General features: G+C 67.5%; 21 protein-coding genes. 12 read left to right on the top strand and 9 right to left on the bottom strand.

The features are described from left to right. Positions 1-148: 148 nt before the first annotated feature. The 6 genes from HYG95_RS02745 (at position 149) to cobN (ending at position 7,173) form a co-directional block, all read left to right on the top strand. Positions 149-847, top strand: coding sequence for a hypothetical protein (locus tag HYG95_RS02745; RefSeq protein ID WP_370465654.1), 699 nt, complete (start codon positions 149-151; stop codon positions 845-847). 33 nt (positions 848-880) lie between these two features. After that, positions 881-2,035 (top strand): MerR family transcriptional regulator, encoded by a 1,155-nt coding sequence (locus HYG95_RS02740; protein WP_181696401.1) that lies wholly within the window; start codon positions 881-883, stop codon positions 2,033-2,035. 52 nt (positions 2,036-2,087) lie between these two features. Continuing rightward, entirely contained in the window at positions 2,088-2,543 is a 456-nt protein-coding gene (locus HYG95_RS02735) for a MarR family transcriptional regulator (RefSeq protein ID WP_181696400.1), read from the top strand. Between the two features lie 72 nt (positions 2,544-2,615). Beyond that, entirely contained in the window at positions 2,616-2,936 is a 321-nt protein-coding gene (locus tag HYG95_RS02730) for a multidrug efflux SMR transporter (RefSeq protein ID WP_181696399.1), read from the top strand. 41 nt (positions 2,937-2,977) lie between these two features. After that, the gene (locus HYG95_RS02725) at positions 2,978-3,328 is read left to right on the top strand and encodes a multidrug efflux SMR transporter (RefSeq protein WP_181696398.1); all 351 of its coding nucleotides are present in this window, start codon (positions 2,978-2,980) and stop codon (positions 3,326-3,328) included. Positions 3,329-3,510: 182 nt separating this feature from the next. Beyond that, positions 3,511-7,173, top strand: coding sequence for a cobaltochelatase subunit CobN (gene cobN, locus HYG95_RS02720; RefSeq protein WP_181696397.1), 3,663 nt, complete (start codon positions 3,511-3,513; stop codon positions 7,171-7,173). Here the strand turns inward: cobN and HYG95_RS02715 are convergent. Continuing rightward, a complete protein-coding gene (locus HYG95_RS02715) occupies positions 7,143-7,685 on the bottom strand; it encodes a hypothetical protein (protein WP_181696396.1) in 543 nt (180 codons plus the stop codon). The two genes, cobN and HYG95_RS02715, sit on opposite strands and share 31 nt — an antisense overlap. 199 nt (positions 7,686-7,884) lie before the next feature. Here HYG95_RS02715 and HYG95_RS02710 point away from each other — a divergent pair, with 199 nt between their 5' ends. Next, positions 7,885-8,736 carry an acyl-CoA thioesterase domain-containing protein gene (locus HYG95_RS02710; protein WP_255494931.1) on the top strand — a complete coding sequence of 284 codons (852 nt, stop codon included), beginning with the start codon at positions 7,885-7,887 and terminating at the stop codon, positions 8,734-8,736. A 9-nt stretch (positions 8,737-8,745) separates the two neighbouring features. Here HYG95_RS02710 and HYG95_RS02705 read toward each other — a convergent pair whose 3' ends face one another. Beyond that, the gene (locus tag HYG95_RS02705) at positions 8,746-9,288 is read right to left on the bottom strand and encodes a hypothetical protein (protein ID WP_181696395.1); all 543 of its coding nucleotides are present in this window, start codon (positions 9,286-9,288) and stop codon (positions 8,746-8,748) included. After that, positions 9,285-9,740 (bottom strand): hypothetical protein, encoded by a 456-nt coding sequence (locus tag HYG95_RS02700; RefSeq protein WP_181696394.1) that lies wholly within the window; start codon positions 9,738-9,740, stop codon positions 9,285-9,287. The genes HYG95_RS02705 and HYG95_RS02700 overlap by 4 nt, the downstream gene beginning before the upstream one ends. 110 nt (positions 9,741-9,850) lie before the next feature. Between HYG95_RS02700 and HYG95_RS02695 the strand changes: the two genes are divergently transcribed. From HYG95_RS02695 to HYG95_RS02685, 3 genes are all read left to right on the top strand, one after another. Continuing rightward, the gene (locus HYG95_RS02695; protein ID WP_181696393.1) at positions 9,851-10,711 is read left to right on the top strand and encodes an NAD-dependent protein deacetylase; all 861 of its coding nucleotides are present in this window, start codon (positions 9,851-9,853) and stop codon (positions 10,709-10,711) included. Continuing rightward, entirely contained in the window at positions 10,708-11,073 is a 366-nt protein-coding gene (locus tag HYG95_RS02690) for a DUF5655 domain-containing protein (RefSeq protein ID WP_181696392.1), read from the top strand. Before HYG95_RS02695 ends, HYG95_RS02690 begins: the two co-directional genes overlap by 4 nt. A 176-nt stretch (positions 11,074-11,249) precedes the next feature. Beyond that, positions 11,250-13,658 carry an MFS transporter gene (locus HYG95_RS02685; protein WP_181696391.1) on the top strand — a complete coding sequence of 803 codons (2,409 nt, stop codon included), beginning with the start codon at positions 11,250-11,252 and terminating at the stop codon, positions 13,656-13,658. Positions 13,659-13,713: 55 nt separating this feature from the next. Here HYG95_RS02685 and HYG95_RS02680 read toward each other — a convergent pair whose 3' ends face one another. Both HYG95_RS02680 and HYG95_RS02675 read right to left on the bottom strand, forming a co-directional pair. Continuing rightward, positions 13,714-13,977, bottom strand: coding sequence for a helix-turn-helix domain-containing protein (locus HYG95_RS02680; RefSeq protein WP_181696390.1), 264 nt, complete (start codon positions 13,975-13,977; stop codon positions 13,714-13,716). A 148-nt stretch (positions 13,978-14,125) separates the two neighbouring features. Then, positions 14,126-14,485 (bottom strand): helix-turn-helix domain-containing protein, encoded by a 360-nt coding sequence (locus HYG95_RS02675; protein WP_181696389.1) that lies wholly within the window; start codon positions 14,483-14,485, stop codon positions 14,126-14,128. A 124-nt stretch (positions 14,486-14,609) separates the two neighbouring features. On the opposite strand from HYG95_RS02675, the gene HYG95_RS02670 reads away from it, so the two are divergent. Continuing rightward, entirely contained in the window at positions 14,610-15,587 is a 978-nt protein-coding gene (locus HYG95_RS02670) for an NAD(P)-dependent alcohol dehydrogenase (RefSeq protein WP_181696388.1), read from the top strand. Between the two features lie 42 nt (positions 15,588-15,629). Further along, the gene (locus HYG95_RS02665; protein ID WP_181696494.1) at positions 15,630-16,250 is read left to right on the top strand and encodes an SDR family oxidoreductase; all 621 of its coding nucleotides are present in this window, start codon (positions 15,630-15,632) and stop codon (positions 16,248-16,250) included. Positions 16,251-16,260: 10 nt separating this feature from the next. Here the strand turns inward: HYG95_RS02665 and dmpG are convergent, their stop codons facing one another. The 4 genes from dmpG to HYG95_RS02645 all read right to left on the bottom strand — a co-directional run bounded on the left by dmpG (position 16,261) and on the right by HYG95_RS02645 (position 20,648). Beyond that, positions 16,261-17,289: a 4-hydroxy-2-oxovalerate aldolase gene (gene dmpG, locus HYG95_RS02660; protein WP_181696387.1), complete on the bottom strand. Its 1,029-nt coding sequence runs from the start codon at positions 17,287-17,289 to the stop codon at positions 16,261-16,263. Positions 17,290-17,327: 38 nt separating this feature from the next. After that, positions 17,328-18,236, bottom strand: a complete 909-nt coding sequence (locus HYG95_RS02655; protein ID WP_181696386.1) for an acetaldehyde dehydrogenase (acetylating) — start codon at positions 18,234-18,236, stop codon at positions 17,328-17,330. A gap of 89 nt (positions 18,237-18,325) precedes the next feature. Further along, entirely contained in the window at positions 18,326-19,111 is a 786-nt protein-coding gene (locus HYG95_RS02650; protein WP_181696385.1) for a 2-keto-4-pentenoate hydratase, read from the bottom strand. Positions 19,112-19,238: 127 nt separating this feature from the next. Continuing rightward, a complete protein-coding gene (locus HYG95_RS02645) occupies positions 19,239-20,648 on the bottom strand; it encodes an MDR family MFS transporter (protein WP_181696384.1) in 1,410 nt (469 codons plus the stop codon). Between the last annotated feature and the right edge of the window lie 8 nt (positions 20,649-20,656).

Genomic DNA, 20,656 nt, shown 5'->3' with positions numbered 1-20,656 from the left:
ACATCCTTCTCCGGTGAGCTGCTGTTTCAGAGGAAGAGACGGGACATCCCCGCCGAACTCATCGGTGGTCCCTCGCGACGTGCTCGTGTTTGCGCACCGGAAGGAAACGGTATCCGCCTAGTGTGAGTGGCGGATCGCCGCCGGAGCAGTGCCGACAGGAGAGGTCAACCGCATGCTGCGTGAATTCGTGGACAAGCGTGTAGTTCCCGCGCTCGACAAGGTCGCCCATGCGCAAGCACCGGTGGTGCAGCGTTATGTCGACTGGCTTGGGAGCAGGCACCCCGACGATTCACCGGTGGAACTCGTGCAGCGGCTGTCGCGCCAGTACCTCGTTGTCGTCACCGCCAGCGGCGTGACGGTGGGGCTCACCGCCGCCGTACCCGGCATCGGCACGCTGATCGGCCTGGCCGCCACCGGTGTGGACACCGCCGTCTTCGTAGAAGCCTCCTCGGTGTTCTCGGTGGGCGCCGCCGCGGCGTACGGCATCGCGCCCGAGGATCCGCGCCAGCAGCGGTTGGTGTCGAAGGTGGTGCTCGGCGAGTCGGGCACGAAGGTCCTCGAACAGACGGCAGGTCATACGAAGGGGCAGTGGCTCGGTGTCGTCACCGACCACATCCCGGGTCTGTCGAGCATGCCCGACGGGCCCGCCAAACGGTTCATCGTCAACTACCTGGTCAAACGCGGGCTGCTGCTGTTCGGCACCCTCATCCCCGCGGGGATCGGCGCGGTGATCGGCGGCTACGGCAACAACGCCCTCGGCCAGTTGGTCATCGCCAACGTCTATCGCCACCTGGGCACGGGTTCGCCCGAGATGGTCGCCGCGGGCACGCGCAACGGTTCGTCTTGACCTTCGAGTCGCTGCAACCCCGATCATGAGCCGGTGCCTGACACCGAACTGATCACCATCGGAGCGTTCGCCCGCACCTGCGGTCTGAACGCCAGCGCCCTGCGCTTCTACGCCGACGCCGGAGTCCTCGTTCCCGCCCTGGTGGACGAGGACACCGGCTACCGCTACTACACCCCCGACCAGGCCGGCCCCGCCTGCCTGATCCGTCACCTGCGCGCCGTCGACATGCCGTTGCCGACGGTCGCGGCGGTGCTCGCCGAATCCGACCCCGCCAGGGCCGCCGACCTCCTCGACGCGCACCTCGCCGAAATGCACTGCCGCCGCAGGGAGTTCGACGCGGCAGCCGCTGCCGCTCACCGCGCGCTCGGCGCGGACCCCCGATCGTTGCCGGACCGAAGCGGCCACGGTGCGGCGCCCGGAACCGAACCCGATCAGGCCGTGCGCATCGGCGGACCGGCGCTCGCGGCAGCCATCGACCAGGTCTCCACGGCGACCCTCACCGATCCGGCCCTGCCCGTGCTCGACACCATCCTGTTCGAAGCCCGGCCCGACGAACTGATCCTCACCGCCACCGACCGCTACCGGTTGGCCTCGCGAACCCTGCGCCCGATGTCCTCGGTGACGGCGGAGTGGTCCGCGACCATCGATGCCGCCGAACTGCGTGCCACCACCTCCTGGCTGCGCCGTCGACACAGCGTGGTCTTGCGTCCCACGCCCGATTCCATCGAATTCCGCACTGCCACCGAGGATTCAGCGGCGAGCCAGCGCTGCCGCCGCTCGCCCGAGGAATTCCCCGACTACCGCCGCATGCTGGCAGCCCTGCCCTCGACCCCGACCAGAGCTGTCCTCGACCGCGCGCACCTCCTGGAAACACTGGAACGCGCGGACTCTCCGATCGTGACTCTGCGATTCGGTTCCCCGGACACGGTCACGATCTCGGTACCGAGCCGGGACGCGTCGACCCAGCACAGCACGCAGCCGAACCCACATACCGAGCTGCGTGCAACGGTCTCCGGCCCCCCGATGACCATCCATTTCGCCGTGACCACCCTCTACCCGGCGATCGCGGGCGCGATCGGTCCCGACATCATGCTCGACCTGTCGGCCCCCGACCTCCCCGCCCACATCCGCTCCGCCGACGACGGCGACCTCCGCACCCTCGCCATGCCCTGCGAACCGGCCCCTTGACCGCTCGACCTGCCGGGTTGTGGCCCGGCAGGTTCACTGCTAGGTTAAGTGCATGCACAAGCATGGACTTACGGAACGGGGAGCCGACCCGGTCGACGACTGGTTTCGTGCTTCCGCTCTCGTCGCGACCGTCGACTCGGGCCTCGGTAAATGGCTCACGCTGCACCACGGCATCGGGCTCACCGAGTACCACGCGCTCCGGCAGCTCGCCGCCGCACCGGACAAGGAGATCCGGGTCAGCGAGCTGGCCCATCGGATCGGATTGAATCAGAGTTCGGTGACTCGATTGCTGGGGCGGCTCGAGGCAAGAGGGTTCACGCGGCGGGACTTGTGTTCGGAGGACGGACGCGGTGTGTACGCCGTGATCACCGAGGAGGGGGAGGCGCTCGTCAGGGACGCGCGCGAACCCTTCCAACTCCAGCTGGAACGCCTGCTCGACGACGCCGAAGAGCTGTCGCCGATGTTCGATGCGCTGCTCGCGCGTCGAGCGGGACGCGAACGCTCCTGACCTGACCTGGCATGCCGGGAGGGTCTTCCGCTCGGCATATATATGTATGTACAACCATAGAAGGGCAATATCGTGAACTGGCTCTACCTCGCCATCGCCGTCGTCTTCGAGATCGCCGTCGCCCTGGCAGCCGGAAAAGCGAAGGGTTTCACCGACATTCGATGGACCGTCGCCACGCTGGCCAGCGGCGCAATCGCGACCTACTTCCTGAGCCTGGCGCTGCTCACCTTCGATATCGGCGCCGGATACGCGATCTGGACCTCCCTGGCCGGCGTCGGGATCGTTGTCCTCGGAGCGGTGCTCTTCGGCCAACGAGTCGACTGGCGAAAGGCGATCGGCATCGTGATCGTCATCGGCGGTGTCGTCGGCCTGCAGCTCAGCAGTGGCGCCTGAGCAACCTCGTCCGCATCCATTTCTCACCGAAAGGCCGAACAATGATCAACCGCACTCCCGCCACCGCCTGGCTCGTCCTGCTGCTCGCAGGCGCCTTCGAAGTCGGCTATGCGCTCGCCGTCGGCGGCAGCCACGGTTTCACCGTGCTCACCTGGTCGCTGGTGGCGATCGTCTTCTTCCTCCTCACCCTCTTCGCCCTCAGCGTCGCGCTGAAAACGATCGACGTGGGGATCGGCTATGCCGTCTGGGCGGGTATCGGGGCGGTCGGCGCCGCTCTGCTCGGACCGGTGTTCTTCGAGGAAACGCTCACCCCGCTCAAAGCGTTCTGGCTCGCCGTGGTGATCGCGGGCGTGGTCTGGCTCAAACTCGCGGACCGCGCTGAAGCCGCCTGAGCGACCCCCGGACGCGGGCTGGAAAGTTGCGGGCGCGTCCGGGCCAGTACCATCGACTTGCTCGGCGGGCGTCGAGGAAACCGGTGGAAATCCGGTGCGGTCGCGCCACTGTGAACAGCCAGACCCTCTCCGGCGAGCACCGCAACCCGATGGGCGCGTCAACCCGAGGAAGGTCTCACCCTGTGATCCTGCTGCTGTCCACCTCCGACACCGACCTGCTGAGCGCCCGGGCGAGCGGCGCCGAGTACCGGTGGGGCAACCCGGCCCGGCTGCTGGTCGAGGATCTCGGGCAGCTGCTCGACGGCGTCGACCTGGTGATCGTGCGCATCCTCGGCGGCAAACGTGCCTGGGAAGAGGGCCTGGACGCGGTGCGGGCCAGCGGTATTCCGATGGTCGCCCTCGGCGGCGAGATCGCACCCGACGCGGAACTGATGGAATGTTCCACCGTGCCGGTCGGTGTCGCCGCCGACGCCCACAACTATCTCGCCGCGGGCGGCGCCGACAACCTGCGCCAGCTCCACAACTTCCTCTCCGACACGGTGTTGCTCACCGGTCACGGATTCGAACCGCCGGTCCAGCTGCCCACCTGGGGTGAGCTCGAACGCTCGGCGCGCATCCTGGAACCCCACGCCCCCACGGTCGCCGTCGTCTACTACCGCGCCCAGCACCTGGCGGGCAACACCGGCTACGTCGACGCCCTGTGCACCGCCATCGAAGCCAAAGGCGCCCGCGCCCTGCCCGTCTACGCGGCGTCGCTGCGGACCGCCGAACCGGAACTGCTCACCCTCCTCGGCCGGGCCGACGCCCTGGTGGTCACCGTGCTCGCCGCGGGCGGCAGCAAGCCCGCCACCGCGTCGGCCGGTGGTGACGACGAGGCCTGGGACGTGGCCGCGCTGGCCGCCCTCGACGTGCCGATCCTGCAGGGCCTGTGCCTGACCAGCCCGCGCGCCCAGTGGGAGGCCAACGACGACGGCCTGTCCCCGCTCGATGTCGCCACCCAGGTGGCTGTCCCGGAGTTCGACGGGCGCATCATCACGGTGCCGTTCTCGTTCAAGGAGTTCGACGAGGACGGTCTGTCCACCTACGTCCCCGATCCCGAACGCGCCGCCCGCGTCGCCGGGATCGCGGTGCGTCACGCGCGCCTGTGTCATATTCCCAACGGCGACAAGCGGATCGCGCTCATGCTGTCGGCCTACCCGACCAAGCACGCCCGCATCGGCAACGCCGTCGGCCTCGACACCCCGGCGAGCGCTATCCGGTTGCTCACCGAAATGCGTTCGGCCGGTTACGACCTCGGTGACATCGACGAGATTCCCGGCCTAGCCGAGGGCGACGGTGACGCCCTGATCCACGCCCTGATCGCGGCGGGCGGCCAGGATCCGGACTGGCTCAGCGCCGAACAGCTCGAGGGCAATCCGATCCGCATCGGCGCCACCGTCTACACCCGCTGGTTCGAGTCGCTGCCCGCCGACCTGCGCGAAGCCGTGGTCGAGGCATGGGGCCCGCCGCCCGGCGAACTGTATGTGGACCGGTCGGCCGACCCGAAGGGCGAGATCGTCATCGCCGCACTGCGTTTCGGCAATGTGGTGCTGATGGTGCAGCCGCCTCGTGGCTTCGGCGAGAACCCCGTGGCCATCTATCACGACCCCGATCTGCCCCCGAGCCACCACTACCTGGCGGCCTACCGGTGGCTGTCGTCGGCCGACGGTTTCGGTGCCGACGCGATGGTGCACCTCGGCAAGCACGGCAACCTGGAATGGTTGCCGGGCAAGACCCTCGGCATGTCCGCGTCCTGTGGCACCGACGCCGCCCTGGGTGATCTGCCACTGATCTACCCGTTCCTGGTGAACGACCCAGGTGAGGGCACCCAGGCCAAGCGCCGCGCCCACGCCACCCTCGTCGACCACCTCATCCCGCCGATGGCCCGCGCCGAAACCTACGGCGACATCTCGCGCCTGGAACAACTGCTCGACGAACACGCCAACATCTCCGCCCTCGACCCGGCCAAACTGCCCGCCATCCGCCAGCAGATCTGGACCCTGATGCGCGCGGCCAAGATGGACCACGACCTCGGCCTGGCCGAACGCCCCGACGAGGACGTCTTCGACGACATGCTCCTGCACGTCGACGGCTGGCTCTGCGAGATCAAGGACGTGCAGATCCGCGACGGCCTGCACATCCTCGGCCAGGCGCCCGAGGGCGAGATGGAACTCGACCTGGTGCTGGCCATGCTGCGCGCCCGCCAGCTGTGGGGCGGCGAGCAGAACGTGCCCGGTCTGCGAGAAGCGCTGGGGCTCAGCGAAGCCGGTGACGAAGCCCGCACCCGCGTGGATGTAGTGGAAGCCCGCGCCCGTGAGCTGCTCGCAGCCTTGCAAGCGACGGACTGGTCCGTGGATGCCGTGGACGCGCTGGTCGACGACTACGCCACCGCGATTCTCGCTGGGGGAGTGGAGGATTCGTCCGCGCCCGAGTCGGCGGGCGGTGTCGCGGTGAGCGGGCGTCTTGCGGCGGTGAAGACCGTGTTGCGGTTCGCCGCGACCGAGGTAGTGCCGCGCCTGCGCGAGACCGGCATCGAGATCGCCCGAGTACTACACGCCCTCAACGGTGGTTTCATCCCCGCGGGACCGAGTGGTTCACCCCTGCGCGGTCTCATCAACGTGTTGCCGACCGGCCGCAACTTCTACTCCGTCGATCCGAAGGCCGTCCCGTCGCGACTGGCGTGGGAGACGGGTCAGGCCATGGCCGAGTCCCTGCTCGCCCGCTACCTGGCCGATCACGGCGAGTACCCGAAGTCGGTCGGGCTGTCGGTGTGGGGCACCTCGGCCATGCGCACCTCCGGCGACGACATCGCCGAGGTCTTCGCGTTGCTCGGCGTGCGGCCGGTGTGGGACGAGGCGAGCCGCCGCGTCACCTCCCTCGAGGTGATCTCCCTGGACGAACTCGGCCGCCCGCGCATCGACGTCACGGTGCGCATCTCCGGCTTCTTCCGCGACGCCTTCCCGCACGTCCTCGCCCTGCTCGACGACGCCGTCCGCCTGGTCGCCGCCCTCGACGAACCGGCCGAGGCGAACTACGTTCGCGCCCATGCCGACGCGGACCTGGCCGAGCACGGCGACGCCCGCCGCGCCACCACCCGCATCTTCGGTTCCAAGCCGGGCACCTACGGCGCGGGCCTGCTGCAGCTCATCGATTCCAAGAGCTGGCGCACCGACGACGACCTCGCGCAGGTGTACACCATCTGGGGCGGCTACGCCTACGGCCGCGACCTCGACGGCGCCCCCGCCGCCGACGACATGCGCACCGCATACAAGCGAATCGCGGTGGCGGCCAAGAACACCGACACCCGCGAGCACGACATCGCCGACTCCGACGACTACTTCCAGTACCACGGCGGCATGGTCGCCACGGTCCGCGCGCTCACGGGGAAGAACCCCGAGGCCTACATCGGCGACTCCACCCGCCCCGACGCGGTGCGCACCCGCACGCTTTCGGAGGAAACCACCCGCGTGTTCCGTGCGCGCGTGGTGAATCCGCGCTGGCTCGAGGCGATGCGCCGCCACGGGTACAAGGGTGCCTTCGAGATGGCCGCGACCGTCGACTACCTGTTCGGTTACGACGCCACAACCAATGTCGTCGCCGACTGGATGTACGAAAAGCTCTCCGAGAGCTACGTTTTCGACGATGTGAACCGAAAGTTCATGGAGCAGTCCAACCCGTGGGCGCTGCACGGTATCGCCGAACGACTACTGGAGGCGGCCGAGCGCAAGCTCTGGGAGCACCCCGAACCGGAAACCCTGGACAAGCTGCGCCAGATCTACCTCGAGACCGAGGGCGAACTGGAGTAGTCCGCCTGCGCGGCCTGCAGCAGAACCCGGTCGCGGTAGATCCGCAGTGCCGCGATGACGGCCAAGACCGCGGTGAGCAGGCCGCAGGCGATGCGCACCGCATGCGCGACCTCGATCTCGGCGACCGTGCGGTGCAATTCGTCGACCGTGTACAGGGCGCGATCCTCGAACAGGATCGGCCAGCGCGGCCACAGGTACAGCATCGACAGCAGGAACATCCCCGAGACGAACGGCACCAGCGACGCGAGCAGCCAGCCGCGGGCGCGCCCCGACCACACACCGGCAGCCACGGCGAGCACAGCGCTCAGGGTCAGGAACATCCCCAGCGGGCGCATCACATCGCCGACCGAGACCACGGCGGTGAATGCCTCGCCCACCTCCAGCGATGCCGGAATGTCGTGGAAGTAGTTCGGGTACAGGAAGATCGTTTCGGCGATCGTGGTGCACACCACCAGGGTCGCCAGCACGGCGTAGACGGTCGCGGCCGTGAGTGCGACAGTGAGTTTTCGCATGGTGTTCTCCTCGTGGGTGTGCTGTCGACGTTAGGCCGACGTCGTATCGGAGACATCCGGTGCCGACCCTGAACTCGGGTCGGGGAACTCGCCCAGGTCTCGTGATCGACGGCGAACGCGAGTGGGTTGCCGTAAAACTGCAACGCGTTCTAATCTTGGCGGGTGAGCCCGGGAAACACCCTGGCCGGAAAGGGTCGCCATGACCACCTCACCGGCGTACTTCACCCGCACGGGCGCGGTGTTCGAGCCGACCAGGTTCTCGCTGAGCCTGTGGGGTCCCAGGACGCTGTCGGGGCCGCCGGTGTGCGGGTTGATGGCGCGGGAGGTGGAGGCGCGGTACTGCACCGAGGAGTTCGTGCCCGCCCGGTTCACCGTCGACCTGCACCGCGCGGTGCCCGCGGTGCCCGTGACCGTCGAGAGCGAGCTGGTGCGTGACGGCAAGCGCGTGCGCGCGGTCGCCGTCAGCCTGCGCTCGGACGACGCGGTGGTGGCCAGGGGCAGCGCGTTGCTGCTGAAGCGCTCGGCGCAGCCGCCCGGTGCGGTGTGGCGGCCCGACCGGGAGCGGCCGCTGCCGCCGCCGGACGCGCGCGCGGCGATCGAGGAGGGCCTGCACCTGTTCGGTAGCGACGGCCATGCCGACGGCTGGTCGATCCGGATGACCGAGCACCAGAACGACACCCGTAAACGCAAGTGGGTGCGCAACATCCCGGTCGTCGCCGGTGAGGAGTCCTCCCCGTTCTGCTACGCCGCGATGACGGGCGAGCAGACCAGTCTGGTCACCAACTGGGGCACCGACGGCATCGGCTTCATCAATACCGATGTCTCGATCACGTTCTCGCGCATGCCGATCGGCGTCGAGATGGGTATCGAGGCGGAAGGCCACCTCAGCGACGACGGGATCGCGGCGGGCGCGGCCGTGCTCTACGACGCCGAGGGCGCGTTCGGGATGTGCACCACCACGGCGCTGGCCAACGAGAGCCACCAGATCCGCGGTGCCGTCATCGACAAGCTCACCGACAGGGTGATGGCGGAACTGGCGTCGGGGCACTGAGCCCGCCGATCACGGTTCCTGCGAACGCATTTCGAGAGGCAGGTCGCCGGCTTCGATGCCCTGGGCACGCAAGGCGAACGGAACCTGCCGGGTGAAGCGTCGCGGGGGTCGGTAGTGGGTGCTGTGATCCGACACCAGTAACACCCGGCCCTGCCGCGCCACGATCTCCCCGGCGGCGGCCACCGGTTCACCGGCCAGGAAACTCGAATGGTGGAACCGGCCGAGCAGGTGCTGGGGCGAGGAGTACAGCGTGCCCGCGGCGTCCATGACGAAGATCGCCCGGCCGCCCTCCGGTGACCACAGGGTACTGGCCGCCGTGGTGTCGAACAGGGCGCCGTCGGCGGTGTGGAGCAGCCCGTCGCGAGCGTGGAGCCGGAACCGCAGGCGCGCTCGCTCGTCGAGATAGGCGACGTGTGTGCCGTCCCATACCCGGTTCCCCGGCAGGTGCTCGCCGGCGAACTCCGGCCGCAACGGCGTCGTCTCGAACACGGTCGGCGCGGAATCCGTTCCGGTGCCGAACAATCGGCGCATGCGGTGGGCGAAGCCCATCATGCGGGAATCAGGGTGACGATCACCTCGTCGGCCACCGTTTCCGCTTTCACCACGGCCTCACCGAGGTACAGGGTCGCGGCGCGGGGGCGGCCGTCGGGCAGAGGTACGACCGAGACGGCGTCGACGCGGCGGCCGGTGAAGGCGCTGTAAGGTTCCTCGTCGGTGACATCGAATGCGGTGTATTTGCCCGATTCGGCGACGTATTCGATATTGACCGGGTCGACGAGCGGTTCGAACGGGTCACGCCACGGCGCCGACCGGATCCGCAGTTCCGAGCCGTCCACCCCGGAATCGAGCAACAGGGTGGCACCGTTGTGGAAGGTGAACTCGATCGGGCCCTCGGAGCGGTCGACCTCGTCGCCGAGGACATAGAACATGCGGCGGACGGCGACAATGGTCCCGTCGACCGCGCCGTTGAGCGCGCTTCGGCCGTGTTCGTCGTTGTCGGACACCAGTTTCCTCTGACATCGCCGGGCAGATGAGTCATCATGTCGCCGCACCGGCTCGCCACGCAACTCCACCGGCGTGCCGCCCCGCGCCCGCCCACTCGTACCATGACTTCATGGGCGAGCCCACCCGGGACCTGGTGGAGCGTGCGGCCGAGCTGCTGGCCGGACGCCGCGTCGTGGTGGTGTCCGGTGCGGGTTTGAGCACCGACAGCGGCATCCCCGACTACCGCGGCCCCGACTCACCACCCCGCAATCCGATGACCTATCAGCAGTTCGTCGGCGACGCCGCCTTCCGGCAGCGGTACTGGGCCCGCAACCACATCGGCTGGCGGCGGATGGACGCCGCCCGCCCGAATCCGGGCCACCGCGCGCTGGCCCGGCTGGAACACGCGGGCGTGGTGTCGGCTGTGATCACCCAGAACGTCGACCTGCTGCACACGAAAGCAGGTGCTCGCCGGGTCATCGACCTGCACGGCACGTACGCCCGCGTGTGCTGCCTGCGCTGCGCCGCGGTGATCTCCCGCATGACGCTGGCCGAGCAATTGGAGGCGGCCAATCCCGGTTTCGCCGACGAGGTTTCGCACGGCGGCGGTATCGAGGTCGCGCCCGACGCGGACGCGGTCGTCACCGACACCGACCGCTTCCTGATGCTCGACTGCGCCCGGTGCGGCGGCATGCTCAAACCCGACATCGTCTACTTCGGTGAAACCGTCCCCGCCGAGCGGGTGGCGGCGGCCTTCGCGCTCGTCGACGACGCCGAGGCGCTGCTGGTGGCGGGATCGTCACTGACCGTGATGTCCGGTCTGCGATTCGTCCGCCGCGCCGCGAAAAACGGTGTGCCGGTGGTGATCGTGAACCGCGGCGCAACCCGCGCCGACGACCTGGCCGCCGTGCGCATTCCGGCGGGCTGTTCGGAGATCCTGTCCACCCTCGCCGACCGGCTCACCACCGCGACCCCGGTCGTACCGCGATGAGCGAATCGGTCGAGGCGTACTTTTCGGGCAAACCGCATTCGCGTGAGATCTTCGCAGTACTGCGCGAATTGATCGCGAGCAATGGTCCGGTCGAGGTGTCGGTGGCCTCGCAGATCGTTTTCGCCGTCGCACGGAAGTTCGCGTGGGTGTGGCTCTACAACGTCACCGGAAAGAATCCCGAAGGCACCGTGCAGATCATGCTCGCGCTCGACCGGGAAATGGCGCACGCACCGGTCTACCGGGTGACACAGGTGGGCTGTGCGCGCTGGAATCACCTGGTAGTGGTGCATTCTCTCGACGAAGCTCACGATCCACGACTGGCGGAGCTGATAGCCGCCGCCTACCGTTTCGGCGCGAAATGAACGGTAACTTGATCCCTCGGTGAGGGCCGCGAATCCGACGTGGGTAAGCTCTGGCCACCAGCGCATGAAGAGTTCCACCCGCGGCGCAAAGTTTTCCTCGCAGCGGGGTTGTCGGCCCTTGCGTGGGCCGAATGATCGACACCCACCAGCCAGCCGATCAGAACCAGGGCTTTTCCATGACCGATACCGTCGTCGCCGAACCACGCCTCACGCACCGCCAGACACTCACCATTCTGTCCGGCCTACTACTCGGGGTGTTCCTGGCCGCACTCGATCAGAACATCGTCAGTGTCGCGATCGTGCGGATCGCGAACAGTCTCGACGGCTTCGACGAACAGGCCTGGGCGACAACGGCATACCTCATCACCGCGACCGTCACCACGCCGCTCTACGGCAAACTCGCCGACATCTACGGGCGTAAACCGTTCTATCTGGTGGCGATCGCGCTGTTCGTCGTCGGTTCGGCGGCCTGCTGCTTCGCCCAGACCATGTACCAACTGGCCGGGTGCCGCGCGTTCCAGGGCCTCGGTGCCGGCGGGCTGATGTCGTTGGCGTTCACCATCGTCGGTGACATCGTGCCCGCCCGCGAACGGGTCCGCTACCAGGGCTATTTCCTCATGGTCTTCGGCATCGCGACGGTGCTCGGCCCGGTGGTCGGCGGGTTCCTGTCCGATTACGAGAGCCTCGGTGGTATCGAGGGCTGGCGCTGGGTGTTCCTGGTGAACGTGCCGGTGGGTCTGCTCGCTTTCCTGGTGGTGTGGCGGGTGCTCAACGTCGGCCATACCAGGCAGCGCAGCCGGATCGACTGGTTCGGCGCGTTGGCGCTGGTCGTCGGGGTGGTGCCGCTGCTGATCGTCGCCGAGCAGGGCAGGCTGTGGGGCTGGACGTCTCCGAAATCGCTGCTCTGCTACGGCGTCTGCGCGGGCGGGCTGCTGGTGTTCGTGATCGTCGAGTTCCTGATGAAGGACGCCGCGCTGATCCCGCTGCGGTTGTTCCGCAGTTCCACCTTCAGCGTCGCCATTCTCGGCGGATTCCTCATCGGTGTCGCCATGTTCGGGGCCATCACAATGGTTCCGCAATACCTGCAGGTGGTGCGCGGTTTCTCGCCCACCGAGGCGGGGCTGCTGATGCTGCCACTGGTGCTGGGCATCATGGTCGGCGCCCAGCTGTCGGGCCTGATCACCAAGGCCAGCGGGCGCTACAAGGTGCTGCCCGTGCTCGGCGCACTGATCCTGGCCATCGGTTGCGGATTGTTCGCCCGTATCACCTACGACGGTCCGCTGTGGCAGCCGCTTGCCTACAGCGCGATCATGGGTTTCGGGCTGGGCGGCTGCATGCAGACACTGGTGATCGCCGCGCAGAACGCGGTCGGGCGCACCGAGATGGGTGTGTCGACGGCGGCGGCCACGTTCTTCCGGCAACTCGGCGGCACCCTCGGCGTCGCGGTCTTCCTCACCGTGCTGTTCGATCGCCTGCCCGGTTCCATCCTGGGCGCGTTCGGCGGAACCCTCCCACCGGGTTTCGACGCCGCCCGGCTCGAGGCTTTGCAGAGCGACACCAGCGGCATCGCCGCCCTGCCCGACCACCTGCGGATTCCGATCCTCGAGGGTTTCACCGACTCGATGCACACCGTGTTCCTGCTGGCCGCCGATCTGGCGATCGTCGCCTGCCTGGTCCTGGTGTTCATGAAAGAGATTCCGCTGCAAGAGGATCCGGTTCCCGACGAGGCCGACGAGGGTGCCCAGCTACGGGACGTGAGCCTCTATGACGCGCACGAGATGGCGGGCAAACTGCGGCCGGGCGCGACGGGCCGGGTGATCGCGGGTCTGCTGCGCCGTGACGATGCCCGCCCGGTTCCCTCGGCGACGCTCACGCTGATCGATCAGCACGGTCACCAGGTGGCGCGCGGCAACGGCGACGCCGACGGCGCCTACATGATCGAGGCACCACGACCGGGCAACTATGTCCTCATCGCGGCCGCCGCTGGGCATCAACCCGAGGCGGTGAGCGTGTCGATCGGGGAGCGGGCCCAGCACGTCGACCTGATGCTCACCGGGGCGGGTGAGCTCACCGGCGTGGTGCGTTCGGCGCGGCGCGGGGAACCACTGTGGGGTGCGACGGTGACCCTGACCGATCCCGAGGGGGAGGTGGTCGGGGCGGCGATCACCGGCGAGGACGGTACCTACGTCTGCCGTGATGTCGTCAGCGGTACCTACACCCTGGTCGCGGTGGCCGACCACATGCGCCCCACAGCTGTCGCCCTGACCGTGCCCGAAACCGGCTCACTGCACCGCGATATCGATCTGGAACCGATGGCGATCCTGACGGGTTCGGCCTGGGTCGACGGCGACCGCCCGGTCGCGGATGTCGAGATCACCGTCCTGGATTCCAGCGGCGACCCGGCTGCCACCACCCGCACCGACGACAAAGGCCGCTACCTCGTGCCCGACCTGCCCGAGGGGGAGTACACGGTCGTCGCGCGCGGGTACCCACCGGTGGCAAGCCAGGTGGCAGTCACCCGCGGCGAGATCACCCACGACGTCACCCTGGGATACGACAACGAAGAATCGATGCATCGCCGGTAGTCGGTATTTCGAGGGTTCCAGCGCCTCGCCATCAGCGAGCGCGAACCGGAGCAGCTCAGGCGGATTCGGCGATCTGCTCGGCGCGGTAGACCTCGGCCAGCTCGGCGAGCGGGATCGTGAGTGCTTCGGCGAGGCCGACGATGGTGCCGAATGCGGGGGAGGGCATGCGCCCGGACTCGATCTTGCGCAGCGTTTCAGGAGAGATGCCTGCCCGCCCGGCTACCTCGTTGAGTTCCCGATCGCCCCGAGCTGTCCGCAGCCGCCGACCCAGCCGACGCCCGGCTTCGACCTGGGCGGGACTGAGCGGGAGACGAACCATGCCCTTGATGGTAAGTGCTCGCTCACCGAGCCGCCAAGAAAGTGCCGCTGACCGCGCTGATCCGTCCCCGGGCGTCGCGGGGATGTGAAGTTGTCGCGCTTCTGGAATCTCGCATGGCCACGATCCTGGACATGTGATCGACCATGTCCTAGCGGGTGGGGCGCCAGGGGATTCGGCCATTGCCGTCGCCCTTGGGTGTCCATTCCTCTGCCCAGTCCCAGACCTGCTGGAGAGACTCGGCTAGGAGGGCACCCTCGGTGGTGAGTTCGTAGGCGCCGCGCGGACCGTTCTTACGGGTCAGGCCTGCGGACTGCAGTTGCTGGAGGCGGTCGGAGAGCATGCTCGAGGAGCAATTGCCCATCCGGCGACGCAGGTCGAGGAAGCCGAGGGGGCCGGGTTCGAGTTCCCAGATCACGCGCAGCATCCACCGCTGGCCGAGCAGGTCGATCGCGGCCACGATCTTCGCGGAGGGTTCGGCGTTCTCGTCACCGCCGTGTGCGCTTCTCATTCGGAAGCACGCTAGCCGCTTCTGTATCAGAAGCGCGCAGGCGCTGGGACGGGGTTCTGAATCCGGAATACCTCGGGGCGTTCCCCGATGTGTGTGGGTGGTCGTGACGCCTAGCGTTGTCGAGGTGAAAGCAATCGTGCAGCGGATTTACGGGTCGTCGGCGATGTTGGCGGTGGCCGACGTCGGCCGCCCGGAAGCGGGGGCGGGGGAGGTGCTGGTTCGGGTTCGTGCGGCGTCGGTGAACGCGCGGGATTGGCATGTGATGCGGGGAGATCCGAAGATCGCGCGGTGGATGGATCGGTCGGTGTTCCGCCGCAAGGGCCCGGCGAATCCGGTGCCGGGCGGGGACTTCGCGGGGACGGTCGAGGCGGTGGGCGACGGGGTCACCGATGTGGCGGTGGGCGACGACGTGTTCGGGGAGGCGGTCAGCGGCGCGTTCGCGGAGTACCTCGCGGTCCCGCGCGCTCTCCTCGACCGAAAGCCGAAGAATCTGAGCTTCGAGGAGGCCGCGGCCGTACCGCTGGCCGCCAACACCGCCCTGACCTGCCTGCGTCACATCGCCGCCGGGAACCGGGTGCTGATCATCGGTGCCTCCGGCGGAGTCGGCACGTTCGCGGTCCAGATCGCCGGGGCCAGGGGTGCCGAGGTCACCGGGGTGTGCAGTACCCGCAATGTCGAGGCGGCAAGGTCACTCGGCGCCACGCGCGTATTCGACTACACCCGCGAGACCGTAACCGGCCGCTACGACACCGTCCTCGACCTGGCGGGCACACGGGGCCTACGCGAACTCCTTCGCCTGGTCGAACCCACCGGCACCCTCGTTCTGTCCGGTGGCGGCAATTTCGACGGTGGCAGCGTGTTCGGTCCGGTCGGCTTGCTCGCACTCGGCCGGCTGGCTCGGCCGTTCGTGAAGCCGTCGATCCGCGGCCCGCTGGCTCAGCAGAGCCCGGAGTCGCTGACTGAACTCCGTGAGCTGATCGAGTCGGGCAATGTTCACCCGGCCATCGACCGGATCTATCCCCTGGCCGAGACTCCCGCAGCCATCGACTACATGGAGTCCGAACATGCCAGGGCGAAGATCGTGATCACCGTCGCCGCATAGGTCGAATCGCCTGGCGCAGCATGGTTTCTAGCGGGCGTCGGGATCGTCCGCCGGATCTTGACGGCCGGCGGTAGCGCCTCACCGATCGGCGCGGATGTGTCGGAGCCTGATGATGTCGCTGCCATGGCGGCAGATATCCAGCGGACACAGGGTCGGCTGGATGTGTTGGTGCTCAATGCTTCCGGCGGTCTCGAGCGGGACGCGGACCCCGGCTACGCCCTGCGGCTCAATCGGGACGCGCAGGTGGATCTCGCGAAGGCGATGCTGCCTTTGATGCCGTCGGGTGGACGCATCGTGTTCGTCACCAGCCACCAGGCGCACTTCATTCACGAGAAGTCCGATGTGCCTGCGGGTTACGCACCGATCGCGCAGAGCAAGCGTGCGGGTGAGGATGCCCTGCGCGCGTTGATTCCCGAATTCCGCTCGCGGGGAGTTGGTTTCACTGTGGTGTCCGGCGACATGATCGACGGGACGATCATCGTCCGGCTGCTGGAACGGCGTGACGCGAGCAGTGTCGCGTCACGCCGTGCGGCTGGCCCGTTGCCGACTGTCGAGGATTTCGCGCGAGCGATCGTGACTGCGGCCGAGTCCGACGATGCCGACGGGAGAACGGTGTATGTCGGCGGCGCGGACTATCTCACCTCGAGTGCCGTCGGGCCCTGATCGTGTGCGGCTAGGCGGTGGTTCGACGGTGGAGTTCGAGGGCGATGTCGATGAGCTGGTCTTCCTGCCCGCCGACGAGTTTGCGTTCGCCCGCACGGACGAGCATTTCGGCGGCGGAGACGTTGTAGCGTTCGGCTTGGCGTTCTGCGTGTTTGAGGAAGCTGGAGTAGACGCCCGCGTAGCCCATCATGAGGGATTGGCGGTCCAGGAGGCATTCCTGCGGCATGGCCGGACGCACGACATCTTCGGCGGCGTCGGCGATGGCGAAGAAGTCGACGCCGGTTTTGATCCCGAGTTTGTCGCAGACGCCGACGAGGGCTTCGACGGGGGTATTGCCCGCCCCCGCACCGAAGCGGCGTGCGCTGCCGTCGATCTGGGTGGCGCCCGCGCGAATGGCGTAGATGCTGTTGGCGACGGCGAGGTCGAGGTTCTCGTGGCCGTGGAAGCCGACCCGGGCGTCGGTGCCGAGTTCGGCGACCAGGGCGGCCACACGGTCGGCGACCTGCTCGAGGACCAGGGCGCCCGCGGAGTCGACGATGTAGACGCATTCGCAGCCGGCATCGGCCATGATGCGGGCTTGTTTCGCCAGCGCCTCAGGGGGTTGGGTGTGCGACATCATGAGAAATCCGACGGTTTCCAGGCCGAGGTCGCGGGCGTAGCCGAAATGCTGGATCGAGACGTCGGCTTCGGTGCAGTGCGTGGCGATGCGGCAGATGGAGGCACCGTTGTCTTGGGAGATCTTGATGTCTTCCTTGACGCCGACGCCGGGCAGCATGAGGAAGGCGATCTTGGCCTGCTCGGCGGTTTCGGCGGCGGCTTTGATGAGTTCTTGTTCGGGGGTTTTGGAGAATCCGTAGTTGAACGAGGAACCGCCGAGTCCGTCGCCGTGGGTGACTTCGATGACGGGAACACCGGCACCATCGAGGGCGGCGACGATATCGCGGACCTCGGTGGTGGTGAATTGGTGACGTTTGTGGTGTGACCCGTCGCGCAGGCAGGTGTCGGTGATACGGATGTCGAGATCAGCGGAGTACGGCATGGGAATTCCTAACGAGGCCGGGGCGGAGGGATGCGCGCTCACACGCGGGCGGCGAGTATCTGATCGGCCATGACTTCGCCGACCTTGGTGGCGGCGGCGGTCATGATGTCGAGATTGCCGGCGTACGGCGGCAGGAAATCGCCCGCGCCTTCGACTTCCACGAACACCGATACTTTCGCCAGGCCTCCGGAGATCACCGAGGGTTCGTCGAATTGGGGTTCGTTCAGAAGCCGGTAGCCGGGTACGTACTGCTGGATGTCGGCGACCATGCGGTGGATCGAGTCGGTGATCGCGGTGTGGTCGGCGTCGTCGGGGATCGCGCAGAAAATGGTGTCGCGCATGATCGTCGGCGGTTCGGCCGGGTTGAGGATGATGATCGCCTTGCCGCGCTGGGCGCCACCGATGGTTTCGACACCACGGCTGGTGGTCTTGGTGAATTCGTCGATATTGGCGCGCGTACCGGGTCCGGCCGACACCGACGACACCGAGGCCACGATTTCGGCGTAGGCGACCGGAACGACTCGCGAGACAGCCGCCACGATCGGAATCGTCGCCTGCCCACCACAGGTGATCATATTGACGTTCGGCGCATCGACCAACGATGCGAGATTGACCGGTGGAACAACCGCCGGGCCGACCGCAGCCGGAGTCAAATCGACTGCCCGAATCCCCAATTCGGCATACCGCGGTGCGGCGGCACGATGCACATAGGCGGAGGTCGCTTCGAAAACGAGGTCTGGCTTCTCCGGTTGAGCGAGCAACCAGTCGACACCCTCGGCCGAGGTCTCCAAGCCGAGCCCACGAGCCCGCTTCAACCCTTCACTGGCCGGGTCGATCCCGATCATCCACCGGGGTTCGATGGATTCCGACCTCAACAGTTTGTAGAGCAGATCGGTGCTGATATTGCCGGATCCGACGATCGCGGCAGTGACATTCCCGTTGGCCACGGTAAGCCTCCTCGAAGTTGGGGCCGGCGAACCGGCGAAGTACTGGATTTCCGCGCCGACTCATCGGGGAGAGGTAGCGCGGTGCCGGACTAGGCGAAACGCAAACGGACTGAACCGAGTCCGGTGAATTCGGCGTGGAAGTCGTCGCCGGGGCGGGCGTCGATGGCACGGGTGCAGGAGCCGGGCAGCACGATGTCACCGGCTTTGAGTCGCACTCCGAAGGTGGCGACCTTGCGTGCCAACCAGGCGACCGCGATCACCGGATCACCGAGGACCGCGTCGCTGCGACCCTCGGCGACGACTTCACCGTTGCGGGTCAGGATCGCGTCGATGGCGGTGATGTCGATATCGGCCGGGGCGACGCGTTGTTTGCCGAGGACGAACCCGGCCGAGGAGGCGTTGTCGGAGATGGTGTCGGCCAACCCGATCTTCCAGTCGGTGATGCGTGAGTCGATCAGTTCGATCGCGGGTGCGTAGGCGACGGTCGCGGCCAGCACGTCGGCTTCGGTGCAGTCTTCGCCGGGCAGGTCCTTGCCGAGTACGAAGCCGACTTCGACCTCGACGCGGGGCAGTAGGTATTGGGAGGTGTCGACGGGGACGTCTTCGAAGACTTCCATTTCGGCCAGCAGGTGTCCGTAGTCGGGTTCGTCGACGCCCATCATCTGTTGCATCGCCTTGGACGAGAGCCCGACTTTGTGCCCGACGACCTGGGCGCCGTCACGCAGCCTGCGCTGGATGTTGAGCAACTGGATCTCGTAGGCGTCGACCACGTCGATGCCGGGGTACCGGTCGACCAGCGGCGGCACGGCCACCCGATTCTGTTCGGCGCGCGCCAATTCGTCCGCGACCTCGCTGCGCACGGTGGGGCTCAGCATGCTGCCTCCGTCCTTGTCGTCGTGATCATGCGCCCCATGCTCCTCGGCGGGAGAGCGCCTGAACGGTCCACTTCCCGCTGGCCGGAAAGAAATTCGCTGGTCTTCCCGGATCCTGGGAAAGTCACGTCTACAACTGCGCGGTGTCGGCTCGGCGAGGCATGAACACGCAGGCCACGACCATCACCACCGTCATCGCGGCGATGGCCACGAACACGAGATGTATTGCCCCGGCGAGCTTTTCCGGAGCCGTGGACCCTGCGATCCGAGCGTTGACGATCGCACCGAAGACGGCCACACCCACAGCGCTACCGAGCGAGCGGGCGAACAGCGCGGCTGAGGTGACCACACCCCGCTCCGACCAGGCTGCGCCGGTCTGTGCCGCGATGAGCGTGGGGGTGGCGACCAGCCCCATCCCCGCACCGACAACGAAACACGATGCCGCCACCTGCCACAGCGTCGAGTGCTCATCGATGAGCAAGGTCGAGGCCGCCCCGATCATCGCAACACAAGCTCCCGATACCGCGCAGGCCCGGAAACCGAAGCGCAGGTAGACCTTTCCCGCCTGAGCGGCCGACAGCGGCCACCCCAGCGTGAGCGCACCAGTGACCAGCCCGGCGACCAGCGCGCCGGTCCCCAACACCCCCTGGTTGAACATCGGCACATAGGTGGTGAACCCGAACAGCAGCGCACCACCGAGCATCGCCGCCACCGTGCTCGCCAGCACCACCGGCCGGGTGAAGATCCACAACGGCAGAATCGGCTGTGCCGCACGGGTTTCGACCACAGCGAAGACCGTCAGCAGCAGTGCGGCTCCGGCGAACACGCCGATTCCCGTCGGCGAATCCCACGCCCAGGCGCGACCACCTTCGAGCAGGCCGAGCACCAGCGCACTCGCACCGGCGGTGAGTAGGACCGCCCCGGCGTAGTCGATGCGGGACTGCCGCCGAGGCACCGTTTCGTGGAAGCCGCGCACCAGCATCCACGCGGCGAGCACGGCCAGCGGCAGGTTGATCAGGAAGATCCAGCGCCAGCCGAGATAGTCGGCGAAGACGCCGCCGAGCAGCGGACCGGTCACCGACGCCACCGCCCACACCCCGGCGAGATAACCCTGGATCGTGGCGCGTTCGGCCAGGGTGTAGAGATCGCTCGCGATCACCATGGTCGTCGGCTGGATCGCGCCCGCACCGAGCCCCTGCACCGCGCGGAACACGATCAGCGCGAGCATGCTGCTCGCCAACCCGCACAGCAGCGAACCGAGCGCGAAGACCGCGATCCCGAACAGCATCACCGGTTTCCGGCCGAACGTATCGGCCAGCGCGCCGTAGACCGGAACCGTGACAGCCTGGGCAAGTAGATAACTGGAGAACAACCAGGGGAACAACGCAAAATCGCCGAGACTGTCGGTGATGGCGAGCACCGCCGTGGCCAGGATCGTCGAATCGAGGGCGACGAGCCCGGTCGCGAGCATCAGCGAGACGAGCACCGGCCCACGCTCGGACCCGAACCCGACCGACTCCCGCGCGGTATCAACAGCCACAGCGCACC

Origin of the sequence: Nocardia sp. GTS18 (assembly GCF_013839555.1) — a bacterium.
Classification (GTDB): domain Bacteria; phylum Actinomycetota; class Actinomycetes; order Mycobacteriales; family Mycobacteriaceae; genus Nocardia; species Nocardia rosealba.
The sequence above is the reverse complement of the archived record's forward strand: the minus strand, read 5'-3'. Positions and strand labels throughout refer to the sequence as shown.